The sequence below is a fragment of the Promicromonospora noduliphila genome (assembly GCF_056951025.1).
In genome coordinates this window covers 5,999,847-6,016,552 of sequence record NZ_CM167806.1, presented here as the reverse complement: position 1 = coordinate 6,016,552, position 16,706 = coordinate 5,999,847, and the positions used below count along the sequence as shown (strand labels likewise).

Annotated in this window: 14 protein-coding genes; 5 read left to right on the top strand and 9 right to left on the bottom strand. The window is 72.4% G+C overall.

Annotated elements, in window-relative coordinates; all coding sequences use genetic code 11:
• Positions 1-193 precede the first annotated feature (193 nt).
• The 9 genes from AC0QU1_RS26335 to AC0QU1_RS26295 all read right to left on the bottom strand — a co-directional run bounded on the left by AC0QU1_RS26335 (position 194) and on the right by AC0QU1_RS26295 (position 10,979).
• Positions 194-1,723 (bottom strand): MDR family MFS transporter, encoded by a 1,530-nt coding sequence (locus AC0QU1_RS26335; RefSeq protein WP_483573601.1) that lies wholly within the window; start codon positions 1,721-1,723, stop codon positions 194-196.
• Positions 1,724-1,912: 189 nt separating this feature from the next.
• Positions 1,913-3,220, bottom strand: a complete 1,308-nt coding sequence (locus tag AC0QU1_RS26330; RefSeq protein ID WP_483573600.1) for a M23 family metallopeptidase — start codon at positions 3,218-3,220, stop codon at positions 1,913-1,915.
• Positions 3,217-3,849, bottom strand: a complete 633-nt coding sequence (locus AC0QU1_RS26325) for a hypothetical protein (RefSeq protein WP_483573599.1) — start codon at positions 3,847-3,849, stop codon at positions 3,217-3,219. The genes AC0QU1_RS26330 and AC0QU1_RS26325 overlap by 4 nt, the downstream gene beginning before the upstream one ends.
• Positions 3,849-5,840, bottom strand: a complete 1,992-nt coding sequence (locus tag AC0QU1_RS26320) for a hypothetical protein (RefSeq protein WP_483573598.1) — start codon at positions 5,838-5,840, stop codon at positions 3,849-3,851. Before AC0QU1_RS26320 ends, AC0QU1_RS26325 begins: the two co-directional genes overlap by 1 nt.
• Positions 5,837-8,368, bottom strand: coding sequence for an ATP-binding protein (locus tag AC0QU1_RS26315; RefSeq protein ID WP_483573597.1), 2,532 nt, complete (start codon positions 8,366-8,368; stop codon positions 5,837-5,839). Before AC0QU1_RS26315 ends, AC0QU1_RS26320 begins: the two co-directional genes overlap by 4 nt.
• A gap of 6 nt (positions 8,369-8,374) precedes the next feature.
• Positions 8,375-9,091, bottom strand: a complete 717-nt coding sequence (locus AC0QU1_RS26310) for a hypothetical protein (protein ID WP_483573596.1) — start codon at positions 9,089-9,091, stop codon at positions 8,375-8,377.
• Positions 9,092-9,205: 114 nt separating this feature from the next.
• On the bottom strand, positions 9,206-9,493 hold the full coding sequence (locus tag AC0QU1_RS26305; RefSeq protein WP_483616349.1) for a hypothetical protein: 288 nt from the start codon (positions 9,491-9,493) through the stop codon (positions 9,206-9,208).
• A gap of 17 nt (positions 9,494-9,510) precedes the next feature.
• Positions 9,511-10,653 (bottom strand): hypothetical protein, encoded by a 1,143-nt coding sequence (locus AC0QU1_RS26300; protein ID WP_483573594.1) that lies wholly within the window; start codon positions 10,651-10,653, stop codon positions 9,511-9,513.
• Positions 10,650-10,979 carry a hypothetical protein gene (locus AC0QU1_RS26295; protein ID WP_483573593.1) on the bottom strand — a complete coding sequence of 110 codons (330 nt, stop codon included), beginning with the start codon at positions 10,977-10,979 and terminating at the stop codon, positions 10,650-10,652. The genes AC0QU1_RS26300 and AC0QU1_RS26295 overlap by 4 nt, the downstream gene beginning before the upstream one ends.
• Before the next feature lie 229 nt (positions 10,980-11,208).
• Between AC0QU1_RS26295 and AC0QU1_RS26290 the strand changes: the two genes are divergently transcribed.
• The 5 genes from AC0QU1_RS26290 (at position 11,209) to AC0QU1_RS26270 (ending at position 16,705) form a co-directional block, all read left to right on the top strand.
• A complete protein-coding gene (locus AC0QU1_RS26290; protein ID WP_483573592.1) occupies positions 11,209-12,066 on the top strand; it encodes a sigma-70 family RNA polymerase sigma factor in 858 nt (285 codons plus the stop codon).
• Between the two features lie 496 nt (positions 12,067-12,562).
• Positions 12,563-13,258, top strand: coding sequence for an SAF domain-containing protein (locus AC0QU1_RS26285; protein WP_483573591.1), 696 nt, complete (start codon positions 12,563-12,565; stop codon positions 13,256-13,258).
• Positions 13,259-13,263: 5 nt separating this feature from the next.
• Positions 13,264-14,181, top strand: a complete 918-nt coding sequence (locus tag AC0QU1_RS26280; protein ID WP_483573590.1) for a CpaE/TadZ family protein — start codon at positions 13,264-13,266, stop codon at positions 14,179-14,181.
• Entirely contained in the window at positions 14,178-15,830 is a 1,653-nt protein-coding gene (locus AC0QU1_RS26275; RefSeq protein ID WP_483573589.1) for a TadA family conjugal transfer-associated ATPase, read from the top strand. The genes AC0QU1_RS26280 and AC0QU1_RS26275 overlap by 4 nt, the downstream gene beginning before the upstream one ends.
• Entirely contained in the window at positions 15,827-16,705 is an 879-nt protein-coding gene (locus AC0QU1_RS26270) for a type II secretion system F family protein (RefSeq protein WP_483573588.1), read from the top strand. Before AC0QU1_RS26275 ends, AC0QU1_RS26270 begins: the two co-directional genes overlap by 4 nt.
• Position 16,706 lies beyond the last annotated feature (1 nt).

Genomic DNA, 16,706 nt, shown 5'->3' with positions numbered 1-16,706 from the left:
TCACCGGCACCGGACCGTGAGCGTCAGGTCGCGGGCACGGGGCGGGCTTGGGAATCGCGCCGTGGCTGGCCGGCCGCCGTCGCGGAGCCGGTCCGAGCGCGCTATCGGAAAAGCCCCGCGGGGGTGGGTTGCGCAGAGTAGATCATGTCTACTCGGCGCAACCCACCCCCGCGGGGCAAGGAACTCCGGGAGGTCAGTGACCGCCGTGGCCCGCGCCGTCGGACGCCGGCCGCCTGATCAGCAGGGCGAGGCCCACCGCGACGACCAGCACGCCTGCCCCCACCGTGAAGGCGAGGCTGGCCCCGCCGGTCAGCGCGTCGGCGGTCCCCGCACCGGCGTCGGTCAGCGACGTGGAGCGGAGAGTGAGCAGCGCGACGAACAGCGCCGTGCCGGCGGCGCCGGCCACCTGCTGCACCGTGTTGATCGTGGCGGAGCCGTGCGAGAACAGGTGCGGCTCGAGCTCGCCCATCGCCGCGCTGAACAGCGGGGTGAACGTGCAGCTCAGGCCGAGCATCAGCAGGAGCTGGGCGATGACGACCACGTACCAGGGCATCGCCGGGTTGATGAACGCCAGTGCGCCGGTGCCGAGGACCACCGCGATCAGGCCGGGGACCATGATCGGTCGCGGGCCGTACCGGTCGTACAGCCGGCCGACGATCGGGCCGGAGAGACCCATCGCGAGCCCACCCGGCAGGATGACCAGGCCGGACTGGGTGGGGGTGTAGCCGAGGGCGTCCTGCAGCACCAGGGGGAGCATCACCATGGTGCCGAGCATGGACAGCATCGCGATCGCCATGATCCCGATCGACAGCGCGAAGTTCCGGGAGCCGAACGTGCGCAGGTCGAGCAGGGCGGAGTCGGTGCGCTGCCGCGCGAGCTGGCGCCACACGAACACCCCGAGGATCAGCACGCCGATGCCCAGCGGCAGCCACGGGTTGACGGTCGACGCGCCGCGCGCGGACTCGCCCAGCTCCGACAGGCCCCACACCACGCCGCCGAAGGCGACGAGCGCGAGCAGCAGCGACAGCGGGTCGAGCGGGTGGTGGTCCTTCTCGGACACGTCCCTGATCCACAGCAGCCCCGCGACGAGCGCCGCGAGGGCGATGGGGAGGACGATGCCGAACACGTACCGCCAGCCCAGCGCGTCGGCGATGATGCCGGACACGGTCGGCCCCATGGCCGGCGCGAGCGCGATGACCAGGGTGATGTTGCCCATGATCCGGCCGCGCAGGTGCGGCGGCACGATCGTCATGATCGTCGTCATGAGCAGCGGCATCATGATCGCGGTGCCGGTCGCCTGCACCACGCGCCCCGTGACGAGGAACGCGAACGACGGGGACAGCAGTGCGATCAGGGTGCCCGCGCTGAACAGCGCCATCGCGGCCAGGTACGCCCAGCGTGTGCCCAGCCGGTTGATGAGGAAGCCCGTCGCCGGGATCACCACCGCCATGGTGAGCAGGAACGCCGTCGTCAGCCACTGGCCGACGGTCGCCGTGATGCCGAGGTCGTCCATGATCAGCGGCAGCGCCACACCCATGGTGGTCTCGTTGAGGATCACGGTGAACGCGCTCGCCATGAGTAGGGCGATCACGCGGAAGTGACCCGGCGCCAGCTTGTCGGAGTGCTCCTCGACCGGAGCGGCGCTCGGTGCGCCGTCCGACGGCGGGTCGACGCGTGTTCGGTCGTCGAGCTGATCGGAAGTGTCAAGGATGTCGGTACTCACGGGATTGCCCTCTCTCGGTACGGTGCGCGGGCCGAGATCGAGGGCGACATTGCACACGACCTACGTCTAACGACGCCGGACCATCGTCGGGTATTCCCGGCGAGGATCGCGACCTGTTTTTGTCGACGTCTGCCGCCAGCAGAAATCATCGGTCCGGAGCAGGACCGACTCCTGGCGGAGTTGCGCGGGTCAGCTCCCTGCCGCGTCCGCCGGTCCCGCGCCGTCGTCGGACGGCGCGTCCGCGGGGGCGACCGGTTCGGTCACCGGTGTGGCGACGCCGAGCGTCACGCCCTGCTGGGCCATGAACGGCTCCGGGTCCACGGCCTGCCCGTTCATCCGCACCTCGTAGTGCAGGTGGCAGCCCGACGACGTGCCGGCGCCCGCCGGGTCGATGCGCGAGTCGCCGCCCATCGACGCGATCTGCTGCCCTGCCTGGACCACGTCGCCGACGCGCACCAAGTTGGTGCCGGTGAGCAGGTGCCCGTACGTCGTGTCGAGGCCGAGGCCGTGCTCGATCCGGATGGTGTTGCCCGTGCCCCAGCCGGTGCCCCCGGAGATCACCACGCGCCCGGCGGCGGCCGCGAACACCTGGGTGCCGCACGCCGCCGCGATGTCCTGTCCGAGGTGGAAGGTCGAGGCCCCCGCGATGCCGGTGTTGCGCGGCCCGAACCCGGACGCCTTCGACCCGACCGCCGGGTTCGCCCACCCGCCGATGCTGACGGCGGCCCGTCCGATGGCGCCCGTCAGGCAGGGCGCGCCGGCCGCGGCGCCCTGGATGGACCGGGACAGCTCCGCGAGGTCCTCCGCATCGGCGCCGCTGACGAGCTGGATCACCCGGAGCGCCTGGTCCCAGTACTGCTCGTAGTGGTAGGGGTCGGCGTTCCGCTGCGCCTTGTGCGCCGCGATGGTCGGTTCGAGGGTCTCCCAGCCGGTGACGGCGAGCAGCCGGTCGTAGAACCTGCCCGACGACTGCACGGGGTCCAGCCGTTCGGCGACCGTGCCGTACCACTTCTGTTCCTGGAACATGCCGATCGAGGAGGTCAGCGTGCCGTCGGGGTTGCGCACCCCGAACCGGTCGTCGCCGTAGGTGAGGTTGCGCAGCCCCGACTCGCCGAGGGCGGTCATCACCGCGATGGCCTGCGCCCGCGCCGGGACGCCGCGCTCCTGGCCCACCTGCAGGATCACCGACGCGTTCTGGAGCTGCTCGCCCGTGAAGCCGCCGGCGGCCGCGGCCTGGTCGCCCGCAGGCACCACCGACGCCGACAGGCCGCAGTCGTTCTGGGACTGGCTCTCGCTCACGGCGCCGCCGACCAGCACGACCATCGCGACCACCGCCGCAGGCACCGCCAGCACCGCGGCGGCCAGCACCGCCAGCACGAGCACGGCACGCCTGGTCGCGTCGTCCTTCCGCCTGCCGGTGCCGCGGCGGGTGCCTCGGGAGCCGACCGCCTGCGACACGGCGCGCGTCGCGAGACCGACGGCGTCCCGCCCGCTCACGACCCCTCCGGCGGCCTGATCTGCTCGGCCAGCCAGGGTGCGGCGCCGTCGGCCCGGGTGAGGAGCACGGTGTAGCGGCCGATGTCCGTCGGCACCGCCACCTCCGCGAGCAGCGTGGAGGTCTCGTCGGTGACCCGCGGTTCGCCGGTCACCTCGGTGACCGGCACGAGCCGCGGGTCCACGTCCTGGTAGACGGGCTGCGCCTGGGGGGTCAGCAGCGGCTTGAGGCCCGCCCACCAGGCGTCCTCCGCCTTGTCCGTCGCGGCGAACGCGACCATGGTGGCGCGGGCCGCGTCGCGCGCGGCCTTGCGCACCGCGTCGTCCCACGTCGCCTCGACGGGCTCGGTGGGGGCTGTCTCGTCGAACTCGGGCTCGGCCGTCACCTCGACCGCCGGCTCGCCGGCCTCCGGCCGCTCGTCGACCTCCTCTGTCGCGGCGGCGGAGTCGGTGGCCTCGTCCGGCGTTCCCGCCGGATCACCGAAGTCGTCGCGGTTCTCCGGCGCGACGGCGCCGGGGCTCGCCTCCGCCGTCGGCTCACCGGAGGTGGGGCCGCCCTCGCGCGGCCAGCCGATCCAGGTCCCGATCGCGAGGGCGACCACCGTGATCGCCACGACGACTGTGCGTTTCATCAGCGGCCCAGCTCTCGCATCTGACGACGTCCCGGGTTGTGCACGATGGCGGACGGCTGCGGTGCGGCGCCCGACGAGGCCGCACCCTGACGTGCGGCGTTGAGCGACTGGGCCAGCCGGGCCGCGCTCTGCGACCGCTCACCCCGGCGACCCAGGCCGCGGACGGCGCCGAGCACCTGCTTCGCCTGCCCGGCCCTGCGTGCCATGGCGAGCGCCTTGGAGGCGCCGGCCGCCGCGGCCGACGTGCCGCTGCTCGCGACCATGGCGCCCGCCTGGAGCGCGATCGACGTGCCCGCCCGGCCCGCGCTGCCCAGCCGGTCGGTGAGCCGCTCGCCGGCCGTCGGCGGCAGGTGCGGGCTGGGCTCGTTGGACGCCTTCTCGCCCACGTTGGCGCCGTCCGGCACGGCATCGCCGCCGGGCCCACCACCAGGCCCGCCGCCGGACGACTCGCCCTGGACGGTGCGGGCGGCGGTGGTCCAGGCGTTGCCGCCGCTGCCGCTGCCCGGCACGCCGTTCCCGGTGCCGGGTCCGCCGTCCGGCCCGTCGGCGTAGCCGGAGCCGTCGACGGGGATCGGGACGGTGCGGTTGTCGTCGGTCGGCGTGCGGCCGGCGGCGGCCGAGCTACCGCCCGGCGTGCCGTCCATGGTCGACGGGCCCGCCGCAGGGGCGTCGTCGCCGTCGAGCTCGACCGCCGTGTCGTGCCGCTGCACGGGGGCCGGGCCCAGCCCGACGCCCGCCCACTCCCGTGCCTTGTTGTACCGGTCGCGCCACTTGGCCGTGCCATCCCACGGCATCGCCGCCGGCTCACCGATCTGGGACGGCACGCCGGCCGCCGCGAGCCGGTCCGCGAGGCCGCGCAGGGCCTGGCGCACGCTGGCCCCCATGAGCACGTAGAAGACGGCGCCCGCCACGACCAGCGTGTTGAACAGGTACAGCCGCACGAGGAACGGCAGGCCGCTCGTGGCGTCGTAGAAGCCGAGCAGCATCCGCATCCACGCGACCAGGAACATCGTGGCCATCGCGACGAGCACGGCACCGAACGCGACGCTCGCGAACGTGCGGAAGAGCTGGGCCCTGGTGCCGCTGGAGACGACGCCGACGGGGAGCTGCCACAGCAGCTTGATCGCCGACCAGCCGAGCAGCAGCACCGCGAAGATGGTGCCGCCGACGATCACCACGGACAGCAGCAGGAACACGAACCCGGTGGTGAGCAGGCTGAGCGTCGAGACGACCGTGCCGGCGTCCACGTTCGAGGCCGCCTCTCGGTACGCCTCGTCGCATCCGCCGATGGCGTCGACGGCGTCCTCGCGTCCCACGTTCTCGGTGTACGTGTCCTCGCAGCCCGTGCCGTCGATGACCGTGCCGTAGTTGATGATCTGGTGCGGCGCACGGAGCAGGGTGTCCACGAGCTGGCCCTTGAGGCCGTCGCGGATCACCGTGGAGTCCCGCTGGAACGACGCGCCCTCGGTCGCGAAGCCGGTGGCGATGTCCATGCCGGCGTTCCGCGACTGCATGATCACGCCCTGCTCGCCGCCGATCGTCGCCATCGGGTTGGCGAGGAACGTGGTGGCGAGGGCCGCGATGAGGCAGCCGATGAGGAGCTCCATGAAGCCGCCCGAGTACCGGCCCTTGAGCAGCCAGTAGCCCACGACGAACGCCAGGATGATGAGCGTGAGGTTGAGCAGGCCGATCTGGGCGATCATGCCCTGCACGATGATGCTCAGCCCGGCCAGCGGCGCCAGGATGTAGCCCAGCCAGTCCATGCCGAGCACCCAGTCGAGCACCCAGATCTGCACGGCGACCATGTCCCGGTACCAGACCCAGAACATGCCGGCCAGCGTCGAGAAGATCTCCGAGTCGACGTTGAGCGGGTTCCACGGCGAGCCCGTGTCCCACTGGAGCGTGAACCGGTCGACGGCCACGCCCTGGGTGTCCTCCAGGTTCAGCCCACCCTGTGGGTCGGCGACCGGGAGGGGCGCCAGGCCGATCATGCCCCGATCACCGCACCGGTGGAGCTGGTCGGCGTGGTCTTGACGGTCTCTGCGCGCTTCTCCACCAGCGGGGCCATGACCTTCGCCCGGCCGTAGCGGGCCTGGAAGTCCCGGATGAGGCACTCCCCACGGCGCTCCTCGACCACGCCGACGGCGGCGTCCGTCACCGGTGCCGTGCCCTCCGTGACGAGCTTGACCAGGCCCTCGTCCACGGGCGCGTTCGTCGGCAGGCCGTGCAGCCAGCGCAGGCCGCGGCGGGCGAGGTTGGCGTCGCGGTGGCGCAGCAGCACGCGGAACGGGATGAGCCCGCGCACCACCTCGTTGCCGAAGTCCTCCTCTGCGTCGTGGCTGCCGAGCAGGAGCGCGGCCTTGTGCTTACGGCCGTCGCGGATGAACGTGCCGATCTCCTCGGCCGCCTCGGGCGACGACATCGTCTTGGACGCCTCGTCGGCGGCGAAGATGTCGAGCCGTGAGCGGTCCGCGAAGCAGCGGTATCTGGCCAGGGCCGCGATGAGCGCGAACGTGGCACGGCCGAACACCTTCTCGGCCTTGAGCTCTGCGAACAGGTGCCCGTGCTCCATGTCCGCCTTCGAGGGGAGCTGCATCTTGTGCGTGTGCAGCACGATCGCCGGCGAGCTCAGGTCCAGCGGCGGCAGTGTGTCGTCGAAGAGCGCGCGCCCGAAGTCGAGCTCGGAGAAGATCCGCATCTCGTCCGCGAGCAGCTTGGCGCCCGGGTACTCGCAGTCCGTCTCGAGGTGCCGCGCGAGCGAGCCGAGCGACGTGATCTTGTGCCGCCACATGTACTCGGTCTGCAGCACCTTCGACAGGAGCACGTTCTGCTCGGACTTGGTCTGCACCGACAGCAGCACGGTGATGAAGGAGCGGGTCACGCGCGGGGCCTGCGCGGGCGGCAGGATGCGCAGCGGGTCCATGGACACGGTCGCGTTCTCGGAGATCTCCACGACCTGCGAGCCGGGGATCTCGGACACGGCGATACCCCACTCGCCCATCTCGGTGTGGTCCACCGCCATGAGCGTCGCACCCATGTCGACGTTGTCCATGGCCACGGTCTTCATCGAGACGCTCTTGCCGGAGCCCAGCTCGCCCACGAAGCCCATCGCGAGCGCGACGTCCAGCTTGTCGGTCGCGCCGGCCAGGTTCACGAACACCGGGTTCGGCCGTGCGGCCCCGTTCGAGATCTCCAGGGCGAACAGCGAGCCGGAGGTGTCGCCCAGCTCCGTCGTCGCGAACGGCACCGCCGCCGAGAACGCCCGCGCCGTCGTGATCTGCGAGTACTCCCGCACGGCGCGCGGCGTCGGCGTGCCGGGCAGCGTGGCTTCGAAGAGCGTCGGCTGGATCGTCGGGTCGGTGCGCAGCGCGAACTGCATGGCGGCGAAGTACTTGGTCAGGTCGCGGGCGTCGTCGAGCGCCTGCTCGGGGGTGTGGCCGGAGACCGTGAACATGGTGGTGGCGTCGACCTCCACCTCGAGCTCGTCGGCGTCCATCACCGCCTGGTACTCGCCGAGCGCGCGCGCCGTCGTGTCAAGGGACGATCCGGCGCGCTCCTCCTCGGAGCGCTGGTCGAACTGGTCGTTCAGGGTGCGCACCGCGCGCCGGTTGCGGTTGGTCACCTCGTCGCGCGAGCGCACCGTCATGCGGATCGCCCAGTCGCAGGGCACGCCCGACTCGTCGACGCGCCCGATCCACTCGCAGCCCGGGTACACGATCCCGCCCGACGGCGTGTCGCTCACCACGAGCGTCGTCTGGTACGAGGCGAGGTGGGGGTTGGTCGGGTCGAGCACCTTCACGTAGGGCCGCTTCAGGATCTGCAGCGGGGTCAGCCGCTTCTCGGCGTCCGTCTGCCCCGCCGGGTCCACGAGCGCGCCCGGCAGCACCGAGGGTCCGGACAGGTGCATCTCCGCGTCCAGCGACCCGTCGACCGGTACGGCGGTGTCCAGCCCGAGCCCGCGCTGCATCGCATGCCCGAAGATCCACGCCATCTCGGCGACCGTCGCGGGCCGCGGGTCGAACGCCGCGGGCATCTCCTTGCGCAGCGCCTCCGCCTGGGCCGCCCGTTCGCCGATCGCGTGCCTGCCCGGCACTGAGCGCGGCATCATCAGGGTGTCCTGGAGCGTGGTCCAGCTCGCCTGCAGCGGCTCGAGGAACGCCTTCGCACCCGGGTTGGCCAGGGGCGCGGCGATCCAGTGCACGCGCCGCCCGATCGGGATCTGCTCCAGGAAGTCGAGGGTGGCCTCGCACTCGGCGGCCCACGCCTCGCGCTCGGACAGGTCGACGCCCTCGATCATCGCGAGCACCACCGACGCCGGGTCGGTGGCCGCCGTCAGGCCGAGGTGCAGCGACTCGCCGCGCAGCGCGCGGTACAGCGCGGTGTGGTGCCGCCGGGCGGCGTGCTTCTTGTCGTCCGGCTGGAACGCGTACGGCACCGGTGACACGCGCCAGACCGCCCACACGGTCCCGGTGCGGGTCCACATGAGGCCGTCGGTCAGGGCCGAGATGTGGCTCAGCATGGCGGCTCAGTCCTCTCGCGGGGTGGTCGGGGCCGTGCGGTCGGCGTTCTTCGGCTGCCCGGCGAGCAGTTGTCCGACGCCGGTCAGGCCGGCGTTCCTGCTGCGGTCGGCGGCCGTGGCGGCGGCTGCCGCCCAGTCGGCCGGCGAGCGCTTGTCCTGGACCGGTCTGGGCCGCGGCAGGGGCTCCGGTTCGAGCTGTCTGCCCTCGAAGGTGGCGTCGGCGGGCCCGCGGTCGGTCAGCTCCGGCAGGAGCTCGGTCGGCACCGGCCGGATCGCCACCGCCGGGCGCTGCCGGACGTGGGCCGGTTCGGCGGCCGGCTCAGGGTGCTGCGCCGGGGCGGTCCTCGGCAGCACGACCATGACCCGGTGCGTCACCAGGCGCGGCTTGGGCAGGTTGAGCTGCCCGCCGACCAGGCGGCCAGGGCTGGAGGTGAGGTTCATCGCGTCCATGACGAACGAGATCGGGTTGCGTCCGGACGTGGGCAGCTTGCCGGTGGCCCAGACGGTGCCCGCGACGATCCCCACCGCGACCACGATGTTCATGAAGCCGCCGAGCTGTGCCCACAGCGGAGCGGTCCGCCACAGGGCGAACGCCACGATGGCGCCTGCCCCCACCTGGGTGATGGTGTACGGGCCGCCCCAGATGCGCCCGCCGCTGGGTAGCTTCCCCACCAGCATGGGGATGCGTCGGGCCTTCGTGTAGAACTTCGCGGTCTCGGTCACCGGACACCCTCCTCACCACGTGCCGGGCGCGCGAACGCGCCCGCCTGACCAACCGTGTGCCTTGCCCCCAGCGCCCTGCCCATGTCTCTGACCCGTGGATCTCCCCAGCGGCCGTCAGAGGACTGTCTGCGTGTTCACGATCGCCGGCGCGGAGTCGAACTCGTCCCTGGCCAGCTCGGACGTGACGTTGATGCCGCCGTTCACGAGCCACAGGACGATGCCGCCCACGATCGCGGACATCAGGATCGCCGCGATCGACATCTTGGTCTTCACGGCCGTGATGACGACCATGAGGATGACGACCACGAAGGTCACGGACTCGATGGCGGTCTTGACCTCCTCGGACTTCACGGTGATGAGGTCGAGGAAGCCGTCGGCCATGACGATCTCGTTGATACCCATGGTTCTCTCCTTCGCTACTACCCGGCGGTGCCGGAGTTGATCGTGCCGGATGGCGTGGTGTCGATACGGACGGCCGGCTCGAGGCCGGCAACCTCCCAGCGGCCGTCCCGCGCGACGAGCGTGAGGACGTACTGGGCGGTGGTCTTGTTGCCGTCGAGCCGGGTGAGCTCTGCGGTGATCAGGGCGTGCGTGCCGTCGTCGTCGGCCGGGCTGTCCGTGACCTCGTGCGAACCCTTGATGCCCGTGACGGCCACCGCCGCGTACGGGGCGGGGGTCATCGCGGAGATGGAGGTGCCAGGGCGGAGGTAGCGCGTGATCTCGCCCTCGCCCGCGACCATGGCCGCGAGGAACCCGGCGACCGACTGGCCCGCCGCCGACGTCGGCGAGATGGTCTCGGGGTAGTCGAGGTCGGGCGGCTCGGCCGCTGCCGCCGGACCCGGGACGGGCGCGGGGAGCGCGAGGGCGAGCACCGCCAGGTCCGGGCCGGACCACCGGGTGTCCGTCCGTTCCACCAGCACCGGCACCTGGAAGTAGCGGCGCACCCAGACGAGCGGGACCTCTGCCTCCTCGCCCTCGGCCTGCCCGCCCTGCGGCGGGGGCGTCGAGCCGGGGGCCGGCTCGGCGACGTCGACGCCGACGGTCACCGACCACACGTCGTTCTCCGCTTCCTCCACCTGCGCCACCGACGAGTCGCGGATGGTCAGACCCTCCTGGGGGAGAGAGCCGACCGGGGCGTTGGTCAGGGAGGCGATGAGCTGCTGGTCGTCGCCGTCGGCCCGGAGCCAGGTCTCCACCAGCTCGACGGCGCGCTCCTCAGCGGCCGCCGACGCCGCCGTGTCGACCGTGCCGGCCGATGCGGAGACGGGGGCCGGCTCCGGCCGCAGGACGGTCCAGGCCAGCGCGGCCGGCCCGGCCAGCAGGGCCAGCGCGATCAGGGCGCCCCAAGCCTTGGTCGCCAGGGCCGCGCCGTTGGACCACTCGACCACCTGCGGGGGACGGTCCTCGCCGTCGCCACCGCCGCCCGACGACGGGGGAGTCGCGGGCTGGTCGGGTCCACCGGTCCGGGGCGCGGCGGCGCGGGCGACGCCGTCCGCCGGGCCGGGCAGCTCGGCCGGGCCGGCGTCCTTCTTGCCTCGCCGGCGCACGAGGAGCGAGCTCATCGGGTATGCACCTCGTTCTGCAGGTCGGCGCGGATGCGCGCGCGGGCCTCGCGGGCGCTGCGCACCCGGGGACTGTCGAGCGCCTGGGTCAGGCGGACCGTCGTGTCCTCCTCCCCGAGAGGGTCCTCGGTGAGGGACGCGATGAGGTCGCGCACGACGGGCGCCACCTCACTCCTGGCCGCGTGCACCTCTGCCGTGTCCCGGAGCAGCGACCACGTGTGGTCGAAGGCCGCGGATCCGGGGTCGGTGCCCTGCGGGTCCGCGCTGCCGAGGTCGGTGCTGCCGAGTCCGGCGCCGGGCGCCTGGTCGAGCTCGTCCTTGCTCATCTCGCCTCTCCCGTTGTCCGTCTCTTGCGTCTGCTGAGCACAAATGGCTGGTGAAGCGTTCGTGTGACATCGGTCGTCCACGGGTTTTGGCCAACTGTGACGTAGGTCACAGTTGTCCGGAGCAAGCGGGCAACAGTGGCGGGCAACACCCCCTGGATGGACTCAGGCCTGGACGGAGGGGGGAATCGCCATGCCTGCACGGACGCCCGGGCCAGCATCGGGAACGCTGATGCGAGAGCTTGACCACGACTGGGCCGACCTGGTCCGCACGCGATCGTTCGCCACCGAGATCGAGCGCTTTGCCGCACGGTTCCCCGCGCTCGCGGGCCTGCGCACCGGTGAAGGGGTGCGGCTGGCTCCCGACGAGGCGGACGAGGTCCTGTACGCACTCATCGTCGAGCACGCGGGCGGCAGCTTCGCCGCGGGGCGGGCGGTCCTGCAGTGCATGCTTCCCGCCGTACGCACCATCGTGCGCCGGTCGCGCCGGCACTACCCGGATGTGCAGGACCTCGAGCAGGAGGCCGCCGCCGCGATGTGGGACGCGATCACCCACTACGACCTCGACCGCAGCAGCCGGGTGGCCATGCGCCTCCAGGGGCACACCCTGACGCGCGTCGCCGGCGACCGGGCCCCGCACGCGCGGGGCGGCCGCGCGAGCCGCGGTCCGCGGGTGGCGGAGATCCCCACCGACACGGACACGCTGACCGTCCTCGAGCGCCCGACCCAGCCCGACCCCGGGCCGGACACCGTCTACTCGCTCGGCAGCATGTCGCTCGGTACGACGGGCGAGGTGCTCGACGTCATCGCGTGGGGGCTCGACAAGGGCGCCCTGACCAGGGAAGAGTCAGCACTCCTGGCCCGGCTGTACGCGCCGGACCCCGATCTCCCGGAGTACGCCGAGCTGGGCTCGGGTCGCGGGAACTATCAGCGGCGGGTTGCCCACGAGCTGGGCATCTCGCACGCAGCCTTGCGCCAGCGGGCGAGTCGCGCAGTGCGACGGCTGGCGGAAGCCGTTCAGTCCGGCGGTCTGTCTGGGGGACAGCCGGGCGAACGGGACGGTGAGGGACGACGACGGCCGACGGGCTGAGCACTGGGGGGTGCGTGACGCCCCGGAGCCGTCCGAAGTTCGCCTCATCGCGAGAGGGTCCCACCGCCAGCGGGGCCCTCTCGGTCTGTCACCGGTCGGTTGCCACGCTGAACGTAAAGGCCGTCCCGAGGAGCTTTACGCAGGCCAGGCGGTGCGAGAGGCTCTTTCTCATAGGCTGACCTGCGGAGTCAAGACCACGGTTGTGGTTCCTGGCGTGTAAGAGGCCGACTGTTTGATGGTCACTCAATATTCAAGCCATCTCCACAAGTTTGAAGTCTGCTTGACCTAGCGGCGCTCCATGGCGCTGATTAGCGTTCAACCTGCCGGGTCCGCCCGTGTGGACAAGGATTACCTGCGGTGACAGCACGCAGGACTACCCTCGACCAGCACGGGCAGGAGCACGGTGGAGACAGGCGCACGGATGGGAACCCCGACGGGTCCTGCTGCGGGGGAACCCGAGGCGGACTCCGCCGGTGGGTTCGGAGGAGACGGCACGGTGAGCAGTGGCACGAAGGTCGCGAGCCAGGAACAGCAGGCCCGGTCAGCGACGAGACCCCAGAGACCCGCACCGCCGGGGCCGCTCAAGCCGACGCGCGCCCGTCGTCGGCCCGCTCTCATCGCCCTCGGTCTCGCGCTCGTGGCCCTGAGCGTGCTCGCGAGCGTGTACCTGACGAGCTCGCTCGGCCAGACGTACCAGGTGCTCGCCGTCACCACCGACATCCCGCGCGGCTCGGTGATCGAGTCCGGTGACCTGGGGACCGTCGATCTGCCCACGGGACCGACACTGCTCGCCCCAGTCCCCGCCGAGCAGCTCGGCGACATGGTGGGCAAGGTCGCGACGGCCGACCTCAAGAAAGGGCAGCTCCTGACGACGACCAGCGTGGCGGATGAGCTCCGGCCCGCCGCGGGGCAGTCCATCGTCGGTATCGCGCTCGCACCGAACCAGATGCCGATGAGCCCGCTGTCCGCCGGCGACGCCGTGCGCGTGGTCGAGACGCCGGCGACCGGCGGCGAGCCGCCCGCCGAGGCGCCGTTCGCCATCGCCGCCACGGTGGTGAGCTCCGAGTTGTCGACCCTCGGCGACCAGATGATCGTCGACGTGGAGGTCGCCTCGGCCAACGCCGCCGGTCTCGCGGCCCGCGCCGCGACCGGCCGCGTCGCCATCGTGCTCGACTCCGTCGGGGCGGGGTGATCCGGATGGCCCTCGTTGCCCTGGCCAATGCGAAGGGCTCGCCGGGAACCACGACGGCGGCTCTCGTGCTGGCGCTCCAGTGGCCCCGTCCCGTGCTGCTCGTCGAGGCAGACCTCGCCGGGTCGTCGATCCTGGCCGGGTACTTCCGCGGCCAGCTCCCGCACGACCGCGGCCTGCAGCCGCTCGCGATCGCGCACTCCCACGGCGACCTGGAGGCCGCCTTCTGGGAGCAGACCATTCCGCTCGTTCGAAACGATCCGGACAAGAAGCTGCTGCCCGGCATCGTCAGCCCGCACACCGCCCCCGCGGTCGCGAACCTCTGGGGGCCGCTGGCCAACCAGCTCGTCGCGCTGGAGCGCGGCGGCATCGACGTCCTCGTCGATCTCGGCCGGCTCGGCACGGGCGGCGTGGTGCGCGAGGACCGCGAGCCGATCGTCCGGCTCGCGGACCAGGTGGTGATCACCACCGGCTCGCGGCTGCCCGACATCGCGGTGACGCGCGAGCTCGTCAAGTCCCGTACGTCGGTGGTCGACGCGGCGGCGCGCGAGCTCACCAACCTCACCGCCCTGACCATCGGGCCCGGCCGGCCGTACGACGCCAACGAGATCGCGCGGACGCTCGGCCTCGGCACCGTCGGCTCGCTGGCCTGGGACCCGGTGAACGCCGAGGTGCTGTCGGTGGGGTCGCCCGCGGGGCGGCGGTACTCGACGTCGCCGCTCGTGCGGTCGGCGGCGCCCGTGATCTCGCGGCTCCAGGACCGTACGGAGAAGCGGCGCGCCCGGTTCGCCACCGGCCCGCGCGAGGCGGGCAGGGGAACCGGCCAGCGCCGCCCGCCCGAGCACTCGGGCATGGACGCCCAATCGGCCGCGCGGAGCGCGCAGGCCGGCGGGCCGTGGCAGGGCGACCGGAGGGGCAACGCGTGAGCACACCCGAGTTTCCCGACCTCTCTTCCCTGCCCATCTTCGACGACGCGGGCGACCGGGCCGCCGCGCCGCCCCGCCGGGCGCCCGCTCCGAACGGAGGGCCGGCGGCGGACCAGCGGCCCGCCCAGGGGCAGAGTGCGTGGGCCGCACCCGTGATCGAGCAGGGCAACGGCGCGGCGCGCACCGCCGACCCCCGTGCGGCGGCGCCCGCGCGGCAGGGCGGCGGTACGGCGCAGTCGTCGGGCGGCGCCTCGCCCTGGGTCGGGGCGGTGGCGAGGGCCGGCCGGGAGTACCACGGCCAGCCCGGCAACCCCCGGCTGCGGGACGCCGAGTTCTGGCGTCAGGTGAACAGCCTGCGCGGCGAGGTGTCCTCGCGGCTGACGACGGCGCTCTCGACGCGCGAGCTGGACGAGGAGCAGCGCGAGGCGCTCGGCCAGGAGCTGATCCAGCAGGTGGTGCGCGACCACAACGACGCCCTGCTCTCGGGCGGCCAGCGGAACTGGACCACGGAGTACCAGGTCGAGGTGACGCGGGCGCTGTTCGACGCGCTGTTCCGGCTGGGCCGGCTGCAGCCGCTCATCGACACCCCCGACGTGGAGAACATCGAGATCACGGGCACGGCGCCCGTGCTCATGCTGATGGGCGACGGCCGCCGCACCTACGCGGAGCCGATCGCGGACTCCGACGCCGAGCTGATCGACTTCCTGCAGTTCCTCGCGGCGCGTGACCCCGCGAACGAGCGGTCGTTCACCCGGGCCAACCCGTTCCTCAACCTGGACCTGCCCGGGCGGGTGCGCCTGGCCGCCGTCGGCTGGGTGGTGCCGTGGCCGCGCGTGACGATCCGCCTGCAGCGCCTGCAGTCGGTGGACCTGGAGCTGCTGCGGCAGAACAACACGATCGACACGGTGCTGGTCGAGTTCCTGTCGGCAGCGGTCCGGGCGCGCAAGTCGATAGTCGTGTCCGGACAGGGCCAGGGATCCGGGAAGACCACCCTGCTCCGGGCGCTGTGCGCCGCCCTGGACTCCTGGGAGTCCATCGCCACCATCGAGACCGACTACGAGCTCTACCTGCACCTGGAACCAGAGAAGCACAAGCGGGTGGTGGCGCTGCGCACGCGCGAGGGCTCGGGCGAGATGAACACGTCGGGCCGCCGGGTGGGCGAGATCAACACGAACGTCAACGTGTACGAGTCGCTGCGGCACAACATCTCCCGCGTCATCGTGGGCGAGGTGCGCGGGCCCGAGATCGTGTCCATGTTCCAGGCGATGCAGATGGGCAACGGCTCGCTGTCGACGGTGCACGCCGACGGCGCGCGCGACGTCGTCGAACGCCTGGTGGGTATGGCGGTGCAGGACTCCACGCTGTCGGAGACGTACGCGTACCGGCAGGTCGCGCAGTCGATCGACCTGATCGTCTTCCTCCGGGTCGACGCGGCGGGCGACGGCCGCCGCACCCGCTACGTCGCCGAGGTGATCGAGGTGACGCGCGGCGAGGCCGGCAACCCGGTGGCGATCACCGACGTCTTCGAGCCGGGGCCGGACGGGCGCGCGGTGCCCGCCGTCACGCCGTCGTTCCTGGCCGACCTGGAGGCCGTCGGGTTCGACGCGAGCCTGCTGAACTACCGCGACGGGCTCTGGGGGATCGCATGACCACGCTGATCGCGGTGCTGACCGGCCTCGGCCTGGGCCTCGGGGTGTGGTTCGTCGTCGTCGGGGCGCAGAAGTACGAGCCGACGCCGAAGCCCGCGCGCACCACCCCGCCCTTCCACGGGCTGCTCCGCCTGCTCGGCCTGACCAAGGGCGGGCCGCTCTACCCGCAGCGCAAGGTGGTGGGCTTCGGCGCGGCCGCCGGACTCGTGATCGGGATCGTGACCGGCTGGTGGTCCCTCGTGCTCATCGTGCCCGTGCTGATCGTGGGCCTGCCGTCGCTGTTCCGCACCACCACGCAGTCGAACGAGGTGGAGAAGCTGACCGACCTGACCGCCTGGGTGCGGTCGCTGATCGGCGTGCTCTCCGGCGGCGCCGTCGGGCTGGAGCAGGGGATCGCGGCCACGCTGCACAGCGCGGCGCCGTCCGTGCGGCCCGCGCTCGCCCGGCTCGTGGCGCGGCTGGAGGCGCGCCAGCCCATCAAGCCGGCGCTGTACCGGTGGGCGGACGAGATGGACGACTACTCGGCGGACCTGATCGCGTCGGCCATGATCCTGGAGTCGGACAACCGCACGGGCGCGGTGGCGCCCGCCCTGCGGCAGCTCGCCGAGTCCCTGTCGGCGCAGGCCAAGGCGCGGCGCGAGATCGAGACCGAACGGGCGACCGGCCGCGCGACGGTGCGCTGGGTGACGATCGTGACCCTCGTGGTGCTGGCCGCCACCGCGATGTCCGGGTACCTCAGCGGGTACGACTCGCCGCTCGGCCAGGTCGTGGCCGTCGTCCTGTTCTGCGCGTACGTCGTCTGCCTGCTGTGGATGCGCAGGATCAGCATGGGGCAGCCGATCCCGCGGTTCCTGCCCGACGAGCGGGGGGCCTGAC